The sequence below is a fragment of the Candidatus Tisiphia endosymbiont of Thecophora atra genome (assembly GCF_964026395.1).
Classification (GTDB): domain Bacteria; phylum Pseudomonadota; class Alphaproteobacteria; order Rickettsiales; family Rickettsiaceae; genus Tisiphia.
Genome location: NZ_OZ032145.1, coordinates 623,080 through 638,921 on the forward strand (window position 1 = coordinate 623,080; position 15,842 = coordinate 638,921).

General features: G+C 31.5%; 15 protein-coding genes. 11 read left to right on the forward strand and 4 right to left on the reverse strand.

The genetic code is table 11. The features are described from left to right. Positions 1–89: 89 nt before the first annotated feature. The 3 genes from recR to AAGD45_RS03095 form a co-directional block, all read right to left on the reverse strand. On the reverse strand, positions 90–689 hold the full coding sequence (gene recR / locus AAGD45_RS03085; RefSeq protein WP_341761947.1) for a recombination mediator RecR: 600 nt from the start codon (positions 687–689) through the stop codon (positions 90–92). A gap of 30 nt (positions 690–719) precedes the next feature. Next, positions 720–1,205, reverse strand: a complete 486-nt coding sequence (locus tag AAGD45_RS03090; protein ID WP_341761948.1) for an RDD family protein — start codon at positions 1,203–1,205, stop codon at positions 720–722. A gap of 103 nt (positions 1,206–1,308) precedes the next feature. Further along, positions 1,309–1,959: an MJ0042-type zinc finger domain-containing protein gene (locus tag AAGD45_RS03095; RefSeq protein WP_341761949.1), complete on the reverse strand. Its 651-nt coding sequence runs from the start codon at positions 1,957–1,959 to the stop codon at positions 1,309–1,311. Positions 1,960–2,054: 95 nt separating this feature from the next. On the opposite strand from AAGD45_RS03095, the gene dapD reads away from it, so the two are divergent. The 7 genes from dapD to AAGD45_RS03130 all read left to right on the forward strand — a co-directional run bounded on the left by dapD (position 2,055) and on the right by AAGD45_RS03130 (position 9,976). Next, a complete protein-coding gene (dapD, locus tag AAGD45_RS03100) occupies positions 2,055–2,876 on the forward strand; it encodes a 2,3,4,5-tetrahydropyridine-2,6-dicarboxylate N-succinyltransferase (protein ID WP_341761950.1) in 822 nt (273 codons plus the stop codon). 122 nt (positions 2,877–2,998) lie between these two features. Beyond that, positions 2,999–3,688 (forward strand): polyprenyl diphosphate synthase, encoded by a 690-nt coding sequence (gene uppS, locus AAGD45_RS03105; protein ID WP_341761951.1) that lies wholly within the window; start codon positions 2,999–3,001, stop codon positions 3,686–3,688. After that, positions 3,675–4,337, forward strand: coding sequence for a phosphatidate cytidylyltransferase (locus tag AAGD45_RS03110; RefSeq protein ID WP_341761952.1), 663 nt, complete (start codon positions 3,675–3,677; stop codon positions 4,335–4,337). Before uppS ends, AAGD45_RS03110 begins: the two co-directional genes overlap by 14 nt. After that, complete coding sequence (locus AAGD45_RS03115; protein WP_341761953.1) at positions 4,334–4,651, forward strand: septum formation initiator family protein; 318 nt, start codon at positions 4,334–4,336, stop codon at positions 4,649–4,651. Before AAGD45_RS03110 ends, AAGD45_RS03115 begins: the two co-directional genes overlap by 4 nt. Positions 4,652–4,665: 14 nt before the next feature. Then, positions 4,666–5,277, forward strand: a complete 612-nt coding sequence (locus AAGD45_RS03120) for a ribonuclease D (RefSeq protein ID WP_341762199.1) — start codon at positions 4,666–4,668, stop codon at positions 5,275–5,277. A gap of 34 nt (positions 5,278–5,311) precedes the next feature. Then, positions 5,312–7,888, forward strand: a complete 2,577-nt coding sequence (locus AAGD45_RS03125) for an N-6 DNA methylase (RefSeq protein ID WP_341761954.1) — start codon at positions 5,312–5,314, stop codon at positions 7,886–7,888. A gap of 12 nt (positions 7,889–7,900) precedes the next feature. Continuing rightward, a complete protein-coding gene (locus tag AAGD45_RS03130) occupies positions 7,901–9,976 on the forward strand; it encodes an ATP-dependent DNA helicase RecG (RefSeq protein WP_341761955.1) in 2,076 nt (691 codons plus the stop codon). 166 nt (positions 9,977–10,142) lie between these two features. On the opposite strand, the gene AAGD45_RS03135 is transcribed toward AAGD45_RS03130, so the two are convergent. Then, complete coding sequence (locus AAGD45_RS03135; protein WP_341761956.1) at positions 10,143–11,786, reverse strand: hypothetical protein; 1,644 nt, start codon at positions 11,784–11,786, stop codon at positions 10,143–10,145. Positions 11,787–11,977: 191 nt separating this feature from the next. Between AAGD45_RS03135 and AAGD45_RS03140 the strand changes: the two genes are divergently transcribed. The 4 genes from AAGD45_RS03140 to AAGD45_RS03155 all read left to right on the forward strand — a co-directional run bounded on the left by AAGD45_RS03140 (position 11,978) and on the right by AAGD45_RS03155 (position 15,822). Continuing rightward, positions 11,978–12,700: an alpha/beta hydrolase gene (locus AAGD45_RS03140; RefSeq protein WP_341761957.1), complete on the forward strand. Its 723-nt coding sequence runs from the start codon at positions 11,978–11,980 to the stop codon at positions 12,698–12,700. A gap of 43 nt (positions 12,701–12,743) precedes the next feature. Beyond that, positions 12,744–14,825, forward strand: a complete 2,082-nt coding sequence (locus tag AAGD45_RS03145) for a hypothetical protein (RefSeq protein ID WP_341761958.1) — start codon at positions 12,744–12,746, stop codon at positions 14,823–14,825. A gap of 205 nt (positions 14,826–15,030) precedes the next feature. After that, entirely contained in the window at positions 15,031–15,255 is a 225-nt protein-coding gene (locus AAGD45_RS03150; RefSeq protein ID WP_341761959.1) for a portal protein, read from the forward strand. A 168-nt stretch (positions 15,256–15,423) separates the two neighbouring features. Further along, entirely contained in the window at positions 15,424–15,822 is a 399-nt protein-coding gene (locus AAGD45_RS03155) for a hypothetical protein (protein WP_341761960.1), read from the forward strand. Positions 15,823–15,842 lie beyond the last annotated feature (20 nt).

Here is a 15,842-nt window from a genome sequence, read left to right on the forward strand (position 1 = left end):
TAATTTATTAACAAAATTTAATATAATATATAACCAACAGCTTATATATTATATTAAATTTTTCAACACAATAAATAATTTTTAATAAATTAGTCAAAAGGCTGTCTTAAGGTTATTGCAGCTGATAAAGTTCCTTCATCTAAATAGTCTAGTTCTCCACCTATTGGAATGCCGCTAGCTAATCTTGATATTTTGATAGTATAATCTTTAAAATATTCAGTAATGAAATAAGCTGTAGTTTGACCTTCTAAGGTGGAATTAGTTGCAATAATTATTTCATTAATGTTATTCTCTTGGCATCTAGCTAGTAATTCTGGTAGTCTTAATGCTTTAGAATTATGGCTACTTGCAGTTGATAAATTATGTCCTAGTACATGATAATATCCATTAAAAATACCACTACGCTCTATTGCCCACAATTCTGTCACTGTTTCAACAATTGCTATAATAGATTTGTTGCGATCATCAGATGAACATACTCTACAAATATGATGAGAATCTATGTTGCCACAAATATCGCACTTAACAACATTATTATCTACGTAAGAAAGAGCTGAAATTAAACCTTTTAACCTAACGTCTTTTTCTTGTAAAAGATGCAGGACTATACGCCTTGCTGATCTTTGACCAAGACTAGGTAGTTTGGAGAAAAGATAGATCAATTGATCTATTTCATTTAGTTTATTCATTTTAGCATACCTTTACTACTTATAACTGTTTTAACTCTTAATAACCGCTGTTCCAGCAATTTTATCATGCAAAGCTTGGCGTTGTTTAGAAAAGAGTATAAACCAAATACCAACTAGCACTAATACATATCCACAAAATCTTTTAATTAATTGCCATTTACTAGGTTTTCCAAGAGTTATTGCATCTACTATTTTCATATGCATAATCATTTTTCCTGGAGTAGCACCAAAATAAATCCAAAAACCAATAAAATATGTTGCAGCTAGGGCAAAATTAATTATAAACATTAAAATAAATAATGTAAGAACACTACTAGCAGTTATATTTTGAACTAACTCCGGTTTCGTGCTACCCATTATTAGTATGTCCGCTATACTAGCTTTAAAAAAAAATAAAGACAGTTTAGATAACATAAAGTGGGTGATCGGAGTTGTAAAAATTGACAACAAAAACGAATCTAGGCAAGAAGCAAAGAGCCTAGGAATTAGTTTAGGGTATATAATTTGTTTATTCATTTTTTTCTATATATATCACGGAAGTTCGATGTAACTGTTACATCGAATTCAGGTTATGTTATGGGAGTATTCGAACTGATTATAAATCTCTTTCAGAAGAAGTCTAATGTAATATGAAATCCAAACTATTACCAAGCATAATATTTAACACCTCACTTGAACGAGGAACTACATCAAGATACGTAGCAATGTCGATATGTTGCTTGGGGGACAGTTTAATATTTTTTTGATTCATTATATAGGATTTTACTGTTACATATTTTTTATTGAGCAATCTAACCCGAATAAGTGGTATTGTCACATCATGGTCGGAAGTATTACTTATCCTGTAGGAAACTTTCATTTGTCCCATTTCTTTATTTTGTTCAACATGTATATTTCTTATAGTTAATATATTATTATTCTCTTTATACAGAGCTGGTATATTAAACTTCTCGTGAAATAACATTAATAATAAGAAGACAATTAAACTAAGCCACAATAATATAGATAAAATATGCGATTGCTCAGGAATTTTAGTTGGTAATAAAGCCGGTAAGTTAGTACCTTTGGTTAAATATATTTTATTATTTTCATTAGTGCTAGCGTTTTTTGTGGTATTATCTGATATAATAGGAGGTTCTTGCTGATCAAACTCTGCCCTTTGATACCATATATGGTGGCATTTTGAACATTTGACCTTCCTACCAGTCATACCTATTTGTTCTCTTGAAACTATAAAGGTAGTGTTACAATTTGGGCAAGCAATACTCATTTACGTGATCTAATTTGTATACTCAAATTTGAGTATATAGGTTGACTTAAAAATAAAGTAAATTATGATTTTTTTAATAGTTTAGCAAGGACGTTATGCAAAAACACATCAATACTATAGAAGAATTGTGGCAAATACGCGATAAATTAACCAAGGATTCAGAAAAAACTAACTACGCCAAACAAATATTGAATAATATTATTGATGGTTTAAATCAAGGATTAATTAGGGTTTGTGAAAAAGAAGGGGCTGATTGGCGAGTTAATCTTTGGGTGAAAAAAGCAATTTTATTACATTTTATTGTAACTGATTCGCAAATCCATTCTGGCGATTGTATGAAATGGTATGATAAAATTGCTCCCAAATTTTCTACAAATCATAATGAAGAATTATTTAGAACCCATGGCTGTCGTATCGTTCCCGGGGCATTTATAAGAACGGGGGCATATTTAGCTAAAAACGTTATTGTTATGCCTTCTTTTATTAATATAGGTGCATATATAGGAGAAGGAACAATGATTGATACTTGGGCTACCGTAGGATCATGTGCGCAAATAGGGAGGAATTGTCATATTTCCGGCGGGACAGGTATTGGTGGGGTACTAGAGCCAATACAAAATACCCCGGTAATAATTGAAGATAATTGTTTTATAGGTGCAAGATCAGAAATAGCAGAAGGGGTTTTAGTAGAAGAAGGAAGTGTAATTAGTATGGGAGTATTTATTGGTGCTTCTACCAAGATAGTAGATAGGGAAAGTGGAAAGATAATTTATGGTAGAGTTCCGGCCTACTCAGTTGTAGTACCTGGCAGCCTGCCTGCTGATTCGGGAAAACCAAGTTTATATTGTGCAGTAATCGTTAAACAGGTGGATAAAGGAACTAGAAGTAAAGTATCTATAAATGATCTATTACGGTGAAATTTTCCTATAACTGACCGCAAATATATGTCCATTAATGGCATTTCTGTGTTATTATATAGCTAACCTGAGCAATAGTAATTGTGATAACTTCGAGTCATTCCAGCGTATATACAATAAATATGAGTACAATCAACAAAGTAAATCATTTAGCCATTATCATGGACGGTAATGCAAGGTGGGCTTTAGAAAAAGGTTTACCAAAATCTGAGGGACATAGAGCAGGTGCTAATAGAGTAAAGAAACTATTACCAGATTTTATAGAACTTAATATACCTTACGTGACACTTTATACTTTCTCATCAGAAAATTGGCGTAGGTCAAAGACTGAAGTGACCTTTTTACTAAAATTATTACGTTATTATCTAAAAAATGAGACTACACTACTACACGAAAACGGAGTCAAAATAAAAGTTATCGGTAGATTGGATATGTTAGATAATATGTTACAAAAACAAATCCATGATGCTATAGAATTAACAAAACATAATAATAACATAACTCTTTGTATTGCTTTTAGTTACGGCGGGCGAGCAGAGATTGTTGATGCATGTCAGAAAATCATCAATTCTAGTAAAACACAAATTAGCGAGAATGAGTTTGGTAATTATCTATATGATCCAGGAATGCCTGATGTAGATTTGTTAATTCGTACTGGTGGTCTATGTAGAATCAGTAATTTTCTACTATGGCAAGCTGCCTATGCTGAACTATATTTTTTACCTAAATACTGGCCTGACTTTAACAAACAAGATATACTAGAAGCGTTAAACGATTATTCAAAAAGAAAAAGGAATTTTGGTGCCAGATAAGAGGCTTAACATAGTAGTAAGAATATTATCAGCCCTAGTAATAGGACCAGTATTTATTATAGCGATAATGTTTATTAAGTCATTATTTTATATAGTTATGTTATTAATTGCCATAATTATGTTATATGAATGGTATCAAATGACAAAATCGTCCTTTTTTCATATATTACTGGGCTTTATTATTATTCCCATTCCTACTATATCTTTAATAATAATTGCTACTGAAGATAAAAATCGATGGCTATTATTACTATATTTCATTATAATATGGTCAGTTGATATATTTGCTATGATTGGTGGGAAGAATATAGGCGGACCTAAGCTGGCCTCCAAGATTAGTCCTAACAAAACTTGCAGTGGATTAATCATAGGGGTATTAGCTAGTGGGCTTACAGCGTTTTTATTAAGTTTAGTACCTAGCTTTGACTTACCAACTGACTATTTATTAAACAAACGGCACTTAATTATAGCAGCTATTTGTTTAGCACTAATAGCACAAATGAGCGATTTATTTATTTCATATTTTAAGCGTAAATTTGCTATAAAAGATACTGGCACTATAATACCAGGTCATGGCGGTGTTCTAGACCGGTTTGATAGCATAATTCTTACCGCCCCAATATTATTTTTTATTATTAAAATATTATGAATTATCGATATTTTATTGATTCAGTTAAAAATTCCAAAAAGATAATATTTAATGTTTTGCTATCTTTATTATTAGCTTATTTTGTCTTCCATTCTATTTGTGGTAATAGAGGGGTTATTGCTTATTTTACATTAAATCAACGACTCGAAAAAACCTATAGTGAACTAGAAAATTTAAGGGCAGAACGCATTGAACTTGAACATAAAGTAAAACTACTTAGACCAGAATCTCTAGATAGAGATATGCTTGACCAAGAAGCAAGAAGAGTTTTAGGGGTAGCGTTGCCAAAAGAACAGGTTTTTACCATAAAATAACTTAGGAGGTTATTATCAGTATTATAGTTTTTCAGAATGATCTCCCGGAAGATTTTAATATTGCAGGAGACCTAGCAATCGATACAGAAACGATGGGATTAAACTTACATAGGGATAGGTTATGCCTTTTGCAACTGAGTAATGGAGATGGTAAGGCTTACTTAGTAAACTTTATTGACAAGAATTACGTAGCACCTAATTTAAAAAAACTATTACTTGATAAGAATCGATGCAAAATATTTCACTATGCTAGATTTGATTTAGCAGCAATAAAAAAATATCTTGGAATAGATTTGGAGAACATATTCTGTACAAAAATATCTTCTAAACTGGTTAGAACCTATACTGACAGTCATGGTTTAAAGGACTTATGCCGCGAACTACTTTCAGTCCAAATTTCTAAACAACAACAATCTTCCTATTGGGGAAGGTTGGATCTTACAGCTGAACAAAAAGAATATGCCGCCAAAGACGTCCTTTACCTACATCAACTTCGTGCTATCTTGCAAGATATGTTACTAGCCGAAAATAGGTTAGATATTGCAAAACAGATTTTTAAGTTTTTACCTATTAGAGCCAACTTAGACCTAGTAGGATGGAACGATATTGATATTTTTATGCACTAAGCTCTAGATGCTGCGAACAAATATAGTTACTATTATGAGTGAAGAATTACTGCAACGCAACTTAATTAAAAATCCTCAGAAAATAGGAACTTGGAATTTTTATAATATTGGTGCAACAACTATTAGTGCTTTGAAAGGAGCTGATATAATAAGAAGTATAGATTATGGAAGTGTTGAACATAGAAAAGTTGATGCAATTATTGTAAAGCAGAAGGAAGTTATAGCAATAATTGAATATAAACATCCTAAGCAATTTAATACAGTTGACAAGAAAAATCAGGCTATTTTACAAGGAATTGAAGTTGCAAAGAAGTTAAAAACCAAGCTAATAATTGCAACTGATACTCAAGAAACACTTTGGATTAATGTTGCAACTGGCAATAATATTGAAGATGCGAATGGTAATGCTTTTAAATATAAATTTAATCCAACAGATGAAAATTTACAAAAAATTATTACAGAAATAATACAATCGATAAATGAGAAAAATGATAGGATTTTACCTAAAAAACTAGTCAATCCAACAGATCTTTCTCAACAAATTTGGCAAGATATTTGGAGCGTAAGTGGTGCAACTCCTGAAAATTGCTTATATAGTTTTGTTGAGTTGTTTATATTTAAATATTTAAGTGATTTGAATATATTAACTGGTACTTATTCGTTTGATAAATTAATAGATATGTACAAATATGATGAATATAACGATGTACTACAACATTATGCAAATATTATAAGACCCAAAATAAAAGAGTTATTTCCAGAAAATCCTATAGACAAAACAACCATTATAAATGGCACTATATTTGTAAGTAAAGATCAAAAAGCCGTTACTGGATACGGAACTGTCTTTAAAAAAGTTTTAGAAAAGTTTAGAGACTATGGTAAACTTGAACATATTGATCATGATTTTAAAAGCAAATTATTTGAAAGCTTTTTAAAGGAAAGTATAAGTAAAAAGAACTGGGGACAATTTTTTACACCGATTAAAGTGGTGCGTGCAGTGAATGAAATGGCAGAAGGTGCATTAAAAGAAGGCATGACAATTTGTGACCCTGCTTGTGGTGTCGGAAAATTTCCTTTGGAATTTATAAAAGATAAACTTGATAAATTATTCACTATTGAAAATGGTGCAATAAAACAAAAGGTAAAAATAGTTGGTTTTGATAAAGGTTTTGATAAAGATGAACAAAAAACGATTATCTTAGCAAAAGCAAATATGCTGATTTATTTTTGTGAGTTGATAAAAGATAATGCGGGACTTACAAAGGAATTTGCTAATATATTCAATGAAAGCTTTATTTTAAAGACTAAATCAATACTAGGTACATTATCAGAAATTGTTGAAAACCAGTATGATCTAATTCTGACAAATCCTCCTTATGTTAGTAGTGGAAGTAGTAATTTTAAGGCAGAAATTGTCAAAACGAACCTAAAAAACTATTACAAAATCAATGCAATGGGTGTTGAAGGTTTGTTTGTGGAATGGATTATAAAAGCTTTAAAACCAGATGGCAAGGCTTTTATAATTGTACCTGAAGGAATGTTTAGCAGGCAAAATGATAAAAATTTAAGACAATATATTTTAGATATTTGCTATATTGATGCAATAATTTCATTGCCTATTAAAACATTTTTTACAACTAATAAAAAAACATACATTTTAGCATTAACAAAGAAGAATAATACTACTGAAGTACAAACTGACCCAGTATTTACTTATTTAGTAAGTGAGATTGGAGAGAGTAGAGATATTTATAGATTTGATATTGAACAAGATGATCTAAAAGAAGCAGTTAATTTATACAATGCTTTTAAAGGAAGTAAAAAATATTTTGCTACTATCAATCATGATAAGAGATGCAAAATACTGGAATTTGAATGGTTTAAAAATAATTTAAGAGATTGGAATATTGATTGCAATTGGAGTAAAGAGGAAAGGATAGAACTTGGAGCAATAGACAAGTTTAATCTAATTTCTCCAATAGAGTTTAGCTCCATACTTGAAGACACATCTCAATCATTAAATAATGCATCTATAGAAATAAAGGATGAATTTCATATAGAGACCTATTCTCCTCTTTATAAAGAACTGTCAATAGCTGATATTTTTGATATTAAAAAAGGGTTAGCAAAATATACAAATATTTTTGTCAAAAATCATAAAGGTGATTATCCCCTATATTCAGCACAAACAATTGATCGAGGTATTATTGGTTATATTGATAGCTATGACTATGATTGCGAATGCTTAACGTGGACAACAGACGGAATTTATGCTGGTACAGTATTTGTGCGTAACGGTAAATTTTCTATGACAACACATTGCGGAGCATTAATAACCAAAATACCAAATATCTCTTTAGAATATGTATATTCCTATTTGACTGAAAACTTAAAAACTTATGCAAAAGGTACTCAAAATAAAAGAGTTACTGTTGAAATTATCAAAAATGTTAAAGTCAAAATCCCAATAACTCAATCAGGAGAATTTGATCTACAGAAACAAAAAGAAATAGCAGAAAAATATCGTAAAATTGAAGAAATAAAAAGAAATCTGAAAGCAGAGCTAGAAAAAATTGAAAATATTAAAGTTGATATAGGATTATACTAATTAAAAAAATATATGTTAACTATCAGTAAGTTTTTTTTCTTACCAATTAAATCACGTATTAACGTTAGTGATAATATAATTATTGGACTTAAAAGATTGGGAATAATCAATTTAAGAGATTTGTTATTTTATAGTCCTACTTCTTATCAAGTTAAAATAATTTCACCAAATTTATCTTCACTAAAAAATGGTCAGTTAATTCAAACTGAAATAACAATTGAAGAAGTTCTTGTGCCTAAGAACAAAAAACAGCCTTTGAAAATCTTAGGATATAATGAAACTGGCTCAATTCTGCTGATATTTTTTAATAGACCCTCTTATTTTATCCTAAGTAAACTTACAATAGGCAGTAAACATACAATTAATGGTAAGGTACAAGTTTTTTCTAGCTTACCTCAAATAGTCCACCCAATATTTATTTTGGATCAAAAACTTACCAGCCCCCTAGAACCAATATATCCTTTGACCTATGGGATAATTAATAAGCAACTTTATTCCTATATAATAAAGGGGCTTGATTTGTTTGAGAAAGAGTGGAGCTGTATTCCTGAGAGTTTTCAAGAAGTAAAGGACTATACTAAATCATTATTAGAAGATTTAAAAACTTTACATTTATATCAGGTTAAAACTAAGAAATTAGAAGAATTACATACTCAAGCCTTAAGACGATTGGCAGAAAAAGAACTTTTTGCTAATCAAATGTCATTACAATATCTCCGCCAGCAAACAAAATTAAAACAAGGTAATTCATTTACAGGGTCTAGTCAGCTACAACAATCAATACTTAAGACATTAGGCTTTGAACTCACACTAGACCAAAAAAAAGTAATCGAAGCAATTGAAAAACATCAATTATCTCCTACAGAAATGATGTGTTTACTCCAAGGCGATGTTGGCTCTGGTAAAACCTTAGTAGCTTTATTGACAATGGTCACTGTAGCATACCATAAATTTCAAGCTGCACTAATGGCCCCTACCGATTTATTAGCAAACCAGCATTACCAATTCTTCGTTAAAGCCTTAAGTGAAACTGGAATAAGGCTTGGTTTACTTACTGGAAAAATATCTAGCAAAGAACGAAACAAAGTTCTATCAAGCCTAGAAAATGGAGATATTGATATATTAATTGGCACTCATGCATTATTTCAAGAAAAAGTAAACTTTAAAAATTTAGGTTATATCGTCATTGATGAACAGCATAAATTTGGTGTACAACAACGGTTGGATTTAATTAACAAAGCCTCGCATCCCGATGTTTTGGTGATGACCGCAACCCCTATTCCTAGAAGTCTTACTTTGACCATGTTTGGAGATATGGATATTGCTAAATTAACAAGCAAACCAAAAAATCGACTACCAATTATTACTAGCATATTGCCAAAGACCAAGCTAAATGATGTAATTTCAGTTTTGGATAAAAAGCTAAAATTTGGAGAGAAAATTTACTGGATATGTCCCCTTATCGATCAAAATGATGAAGAGTTAACAACACAGGCAAAAAATACAGGATTAACCGACATCAATACTAGACTAGTTACTATTGAGAATGCCTACCCTAACATTACAGGTACTATACATGGCAAAATGAAAAATGAGCAAAAAGATATGATTATGCACCAATTTAAGAATGGTAATATTAAAATCTTGGTTGCTACAACTGTAATTGAAGTGGGTATCGATGTACCAGAAGCAACCTTAATAGTCATAGAAAATGCTGAACAGTTTGGTTTAGCTCAGTTACATCAGATAAGAGGTAGAGTTGGACGCGGGACTTTACAATCTCATTGTATTCTTCTATATGATCCTCAAAAATTAAGTATGGTTGCAAAATCTAGATTTGAAGTGATGAGAAACAGCAATGATGGTTTTTATATAGCAGAGCAAGATCTACTCTTAAGAGGTAGCGGAGAAATATTAGGAACAAAGCAAAGTGGTGAAATAAGATTCTTTTTCGCTGATCTAGCTAGAGATTTAGACCTTTTAACTAAAGCCAATAAATTAGCAGAAGAAGGTTCAAAAGATCATTCTGAACTCTCTCTACTTCAAACAAAATTATTTGCTAGAGTAGAGTTTAATGAATTGAACTAACAGTTCAACCGTTATTCATTCTGAAGTTATATACTCAGGTAGAACTTCAAGAATTGGCGTTGTCGTGTCTAAAGATATCCGCTGCTCCGTTACTCATGTACGCTCTGCTGCTCGACTTTGCTACTGCCTAGCTCTTCTTGAAGTTATACTATCGTCTATCAACTCTTCATTTACGAGCAGTATATTTAGCAGAATATTCCCACATAGGATTCCAATAGGTTTCCAATAATATTTTACTAGCTTCCATACTATCTACAATAATGCCAAATTGTTGTAATGATGTTGGGTAAAAATTATGACTACCAAAATAAAAAACTTTGTCATCTACTATCCAAAACTTATTATGGCTTCTTGCATTGGTATTAATACTATGATTATAACTTATATAAGCAAGATGGAGATGCTGTTTTAATTCTTGTTCGGCTACTTTACTCTCAACATGATAGTCAGAAACTATCGTATTAAGTATATAATCATATAAATATTGTAAATCTACATGATCTGAGTAATTAAATCTGAATAAGTTGCTGGTCACTATATATGTATCTACTGCATTATTATGTATAGCATATGCTATTGCTTTAATAATATTGCCATTAACAGTACTAATTGGTGGCAGTACTTTATCTAGCAGTGGATAATTACTCTCTTTAAAAAATAGGGCTTGTTGGCTAATTTTGATAGAGCGAGTAGCATTTTTTAGAGCAAATACCCTTGCAATTTCTGATTGATCAGCATCATCACCAATGCCAACTCCATTGTTCAATTTACTAATAAACATTGCCTGTACAGGTAATGAACTATTAATATTAAATTCGTTATTTAAGGAAATAGCTTTAGCACATTTTGTTGCAATATACCCCTTCTTATATGTATAACAACGGTTTACTGCTATATCTCGATGATGTTGTACATATTTCCATAATATATTAGCATAAGTTGTTGCCCCATTTACAACAGGTCCAAATATTTTAATATTGGCATCATTAACTGGCTCTGCTTGAGTGTAATCCTGACCAAATAAATTTTCTCCACCAGTGATTAATGTATTACCATCCACCGCAATAATTTTGCCATGATTCCAAGAGAAATCAAGAGAGATATCATGTTGTTTCTCTTGATTTCCACAATTGGATTTAAATGTACATGACCTAATATTAGCAATTGATATAATTAGTTTATTATTGGCTGGTAATTTAGAAATAATATTATTTAAATAGCTTTTCATCCATTCAGGTGGGACTTCTTTATACGTACCATATAATAAGCGTATAGTTATAAGATGAGGAGAATTAATGCTTTTTTTACCTAGCGTTATTATAGCATTTTTCAACATAGCAGTAAATGCTCCTGAACTAAAGTAATTTCTACCAAGAGTTGTAATATCTACAGATGTAGTAGCATTAATAATTGTATTATACATAGTGTTTAACACATTATATGCATTTGTTAAACATAATGTTCTATTATCCAAAGTAAAATCAGCAGTCCGACAAATACTGATTCCACGACAATCTGATTGAGTACGGCATGTTGGGACAAAAAATTGTGCATCTATCACGTTATCTCCAACTGGCGTAAGCCCTTCTCCATATTCTTCTAAAGCAGCACCCCAAATATTTGGCGTTTGCAGCAACCAATGATTTGGTACTAAATAATTGGTTGAAGGTTTATTATAAGTGATATTATTGTATTTTGGAGATGTTACTAATAAATTTTGATATATGCTATCAATTGACAATGGCTGTGCCAAAGCGGTTTTAATCGTAAATAATAAAATTAATAGTTTAATAATTAATATATTCTTCATGGTTATTTAAACGTACAAATTTGAATAATAAGAACCTAGCAGAAATACTAATTGATATCTAGGAGAATTTAAAAGTCGGTCTTGTAACATTACTAATATATAGTTATCTTGAAATCTATAAAATGGCATGTTATAATTTTATTTTTTGGTCTTAGTGATCGATATAAATTGATATATTATATGTTATAATTATGGCTAACGTTTTTTTTAATGGTCCTGCCGGTCGGATCGAAGGGCTTTATACTAAATCTAGTAATCCTAAAGCTCCACTTGCTTTATTATTACATCCACATCCGCTTTACGGTGGTACTATGAATAGCAAAGTGGTTTACAATGTCTATAAATCATTAGTAGCTAATGGATTCACAGTACTCAGAATTAATTTTAGGGGCGTTGGACGTTCCCAAGGAGAGTTTGATAATGGTATTGGCGAAATGACTGATGCTGCAACAGCACTTGATTGGCTGCAACTTAACAATCCTACTAGCAGTCTAAATTTGATAGCAGGGTTTTCTTTTGGAGCATGGATAGCCATGCAACTTATCATGAGAAGACCAGAGATTAATAATTTTATTGCGATATCTCCGCCAGTGAATAAATATGATTTTTCGTTCTTGTCTCAATGTCCTATTTCTGGCTTTGTAATACAAGGTGACAATGATAGTATTGTATCCGAAGAATCAGTGCTTGAACTAGTAGATAAATTATCTAAGCAAAAACATATAACTGTTGACTATAAGATTATTCAAGGAGCTGATCATTTTTTTCGGAACAAACTTGGTGAATTTACCCAAGCAATTAATGATTATTTACAATTAAGATTATTGAATAATCAGGTTACGCATTTAAAGAAGGATTTTTTAACTGAAGAAAATTTAGCAAATAAACCGCTACAAAAGGTTTTTTTAGATTAACTGCAGTTAACAATTAATTATAAATTATAAAAATTGGATCTTTATGGCAAAAAATCAAGAAGAACTTAAACAGTCTTTACATACTCAATTATTTACAACTTTAATAACACTTGCAAAGTCAAAAGGCGAAGATTCAGATATAAATACTAGAATCTCTAAAAAATGTGAAAACCTTGCTAGTAGCGTGATAGCACTTGCTCAAAAGCCATCAGAATCCAATATTGATTTGTATAGAAAGAAAATGCGGAAACTTACACATTCTAAATACATTGTAGGTGAAGCATTAAAGGTAATAAAAGAAGCTTTTCCTGGAGATCAAAACCAATCACTAAGAGAACTAATAGATATTCCGCTTATGGATGCATTAGCTAAAGAAAATAAGCCAGCACGTCCAAAAAAGCTAGAAGAATCAAAAAAAGATCTGCTTGAAACTATGCTACGTGATAGAGTAACGGCTAAAAATACAGAATTTAAAAGAAAAGGCGATAAGCAAGCTGGTGTATCTGCTGGATATGTTGCTGAAGAACAAGAAACACAGAATACTTTCATGTTAAAACGTTTCTATAAACAGCATGATCATTGTTTCAGCCTACAAACAAACGAACAGCGAAACCAAGCTTTAGCAGATCGGAATGATGGTGTGCGGGAGTTAATCGGCTCTTCTATGTATCAGTTTTTATTATATGATCGCACCCCTAAAGAGGCATTAGTAGTATCTGATCAGGTCAAGTCACCATTCATTGCTATACGTTCTAAATTTTTTGATAACGTGGTACAGCTTGCAGAATTTGCTAAGGGTACTTATACTACTAGCATTGGAGCAAATGATCAAAAATTAAAAGAATTAGAAGGATTTGAAAAGGTTATTGCTGCTTGTCATATGTTAGGAGAATTGGATTATCATGCCGGTAATTTGATGGTGCAGGATGGGAAGACTGTAACTAAAATAGATCACGGCAGATCTTTTGCAATGTTTCACCAAGATTTTGGTGCTATGATTGAGGCAACACATAAAATGTTTTCACATAAGGGAGTTAACTATACTGAAGCTATTAAGGCAGGTAATTTATCATTTAACATTGAAAAATATAGTGAAGCATTAAAGCAAATGATAGGTCAGTTAGATGATCAGCAGATAGATGCTATAATTGATCAAAAAGTTGATGAATTGAAAAAACATGGGTTCTCTCCAAAAGGTCTCGTTGTAACAGCTAGATTTGAAGGTAATAAATTTGAAGAAAAGCAAATTAATGATTTTAATGAATTAAGCACATTTTATAAAGAACATATCAAGGAAAACCTCAATAATATGAAAGAGGTAGCAAGAGCAGCAGACATAGTGGCTAAATTTAGTGATGTATCGCCTGAATTTAAAAACGGTCAGTGGTTAGAAACTTTTGCTAAATCTCCTATTAAAGACCCGGTAGCCTATGCAGCTCACTATAATATTAAAATTGAAGGAAAAAGTGCTTTACAGTGGGCTAGCGAACATGATTATCAAATTAAAGTGCCTGCTCAACCTGTAACAACAACTGTTCAAGAACAACAATGGCAAAAGAGTCAAGATGGTAAATGGCAAGAGGTAGAAGTCTCGGTGTCGAAGGTTCAAAAAAGTGTAACAAGTTTGGATCCAACAGAATATGTTGCAGATATAGACAAACGTCTTGAATCTTTTGGAAAGAAAGTTGAGGATTTCATAAAAGAAACAGTAACAGCAAGTAAAAACATTACTCCAAAAAAACTAGAGCATTTTTACGACAAATTATTAACCCATCTAAACAAAGAAAAGTACCTTACTGATGAGGATGTTAAGAAAATAAAGGGAGATTCATATTATCGCCTACATGTTGCAAATACAGTTCAACTAATGGGAATGACGACCCCTAATTTAACTAATGTAGAGAAGATATGTTATAAGGCAGCAAATTTTTGTGAGAAAATAGGACTCCCTAGTTTATCGAAGCATTTGATGCATAAAATTACTCCTGAAAAATTGGCTAAGATAGATGGCACAGAAAAGGTTGTAGCTGAAAGCCTAAAAATTAAAGAAATATTGTTAGAACCTATAGTAAAACCTATAGCAGTAAAACCTATACCAACAGCTAGAATGGGTAAAGTAAGATAAACAAAAGACCTTGCAGGGTATACTCGATGAAAATCAAGAATTGCGTTGTCGTCTTCAGGGATCGTAGGTCAGAGCTGTCGAAAGTTCGAAGAGGCAGCGGTTTTAGAATTCATCATGACAAAAGTTGCAGAAAAATAACCAAGGTCATTGCGAGGAGGCGATTCCATCGCCTCCTCTGGGTAGTGTTAACTTTTACCATAATGGCATGGCGGATAAAATAATGCCCCTAACTGGTATGGAAAATCTTATACCTACTGAGATAGAACAAAATCAATGTCGCGATGCCATATATAAGGCATTCTATATCGATATATTTAGGATGCAGAAGGAAAATAAAGAAATGACTGCCACTGAGGTGCAAATTAGAACGGAGGAGCAATACCGGTTAATGTCACCAATGGTTGGTAGAATCGAGACGGAATTTCTTTGATTAGGAATTATGAATAAAATACAAGGGTTGTATCATGTATATATAACTCCATTTATTTGTTTGTTCAATATTATGCTTGCAAAACTCTTAAAAAAATAGTTTCCTATTACTTGTAATAATGTTGATATCATTTTTCTATTCCTTAAAGAAATTAAAAATATAAGTACTATGTTTGGTTTTTTAGAAGTAGGTAGAGGAATCCAAGTGCTCTATGAATACGCAAAAGCAGAGATATTAGAATCAGATTTTTTTGATCTCCAGCCTAAAGACTATCAAAAATTGGAAGAATCTGAGCGAGACCAAAAATGGTATATGCTTAATCCCGAAAAGCTTAACAAAAAGTATTTTGAGGAAAAGGCTGCTTTTGTTGTAAATGAAAGAGAAAAATATATTTTGCTAAAAGCCGTCCACTTTATTAATAAAACTACTGCAACAATGCCGGTGGAGTCCTCGTTTTTAGAAAGGTTGCTTTATACCAAGAACTTTATACCTTCATGTTTTTTCTCTAGTAAACCAAAAACAATAAATAACGATTCTCGCATTATACAGCTACATGACAAAGTCTAAATTGAATTTTATAGTTTCAA

Bases quoted from the DNA above. Each gene is read 5' to 3' on its own strand.
- recR (WP_341761947.1), bottom strand. From the start codon at position 689: ATGAATAAACTAAATGAAATAGATCAATTGATCTATCTTTTCTCCAAA.
- AAGD45_RS03090 (WP_341761948.1), bottom strand. From the start codon at position 1,205: ATGAATAAACAAATTATATACCCTAAACTAATTCCTAGGCTCTTTGCT.
- AAGD45_RS03095 (WP_341761949.1), bottom strand. From the start codon at position 1,959: ATGAGTATTGCTTGCCCAAATTGTAACACTACCTTTATAGTTTCAAGA.
- dapD (WP_341761950.1), top strand. From the start codon at position 2,055: ATGCAAAAACACATCAATACTATAGAAGAATTGTGGCAAATACGCGAT.
- uppS (WP_341761951.1), top strand. From the start codon at position 2,999: ATGAGTACAATCAACAAAGTAAATCATTTAGCCATTATCATGGACGGT.
- AAGD45_RS03115 (WP_341761953.1), top strand. From the start codon at position 4,334: ATGAATTATCGATATTTTATTGATTCAGTTAAAAATTCCAAAAAGATA.
- AAGD45_RS03125 (WP_341761954.1), top strand. From the start codon at position 5,312: ATGAGTGAAGAATTACTGCAACGCAACTTAATTAAAAATCCTCAGAAA.
- AAGD45_RS03130 (WP_341761955.1), top strand. From the start codon at position 7,901: ATGTTAACTATCAGTAAGTTTTTTTTCTTACCAATTAAATCACGTATT.
- AAGD45_RS03135 (WP_341761956.1), bottom strand. From the start codon at position 11,786: ATGAAGAATATATTAATTATTAAACTATTAATTTTATTATTTACGATT.
- AAGD45_RS03140 (WP_341761957.1), top strand. From the start codon at position 11,978: ATGGCTAACGTTTTTTTTAATGGTCCTGCCGGTCGGATCGAAGGGCTT.
- AAGD45_RS03145 (WP_341761958.1), top strand. From the start codon at position 12,744: ATGGCAAAAAATCAAGAAGAACTTAAACAGTCTTTACATACTCAATTA.
- AAGD45_RS03150 (WP_341761959.1), top strand. From the start codon at position 15,031: ATGGCGGATAAAATAATGCCCCTAACTGGTATGGAAAATCTTATACCT.
- AAGD45_RS03155 (WP_341761960.1), top strand. From the start codon at position 15,424: ATGTTTGGTTTTTTAGAAGTAGGTAGAGGAATCCAAGTGCTCTATGAA.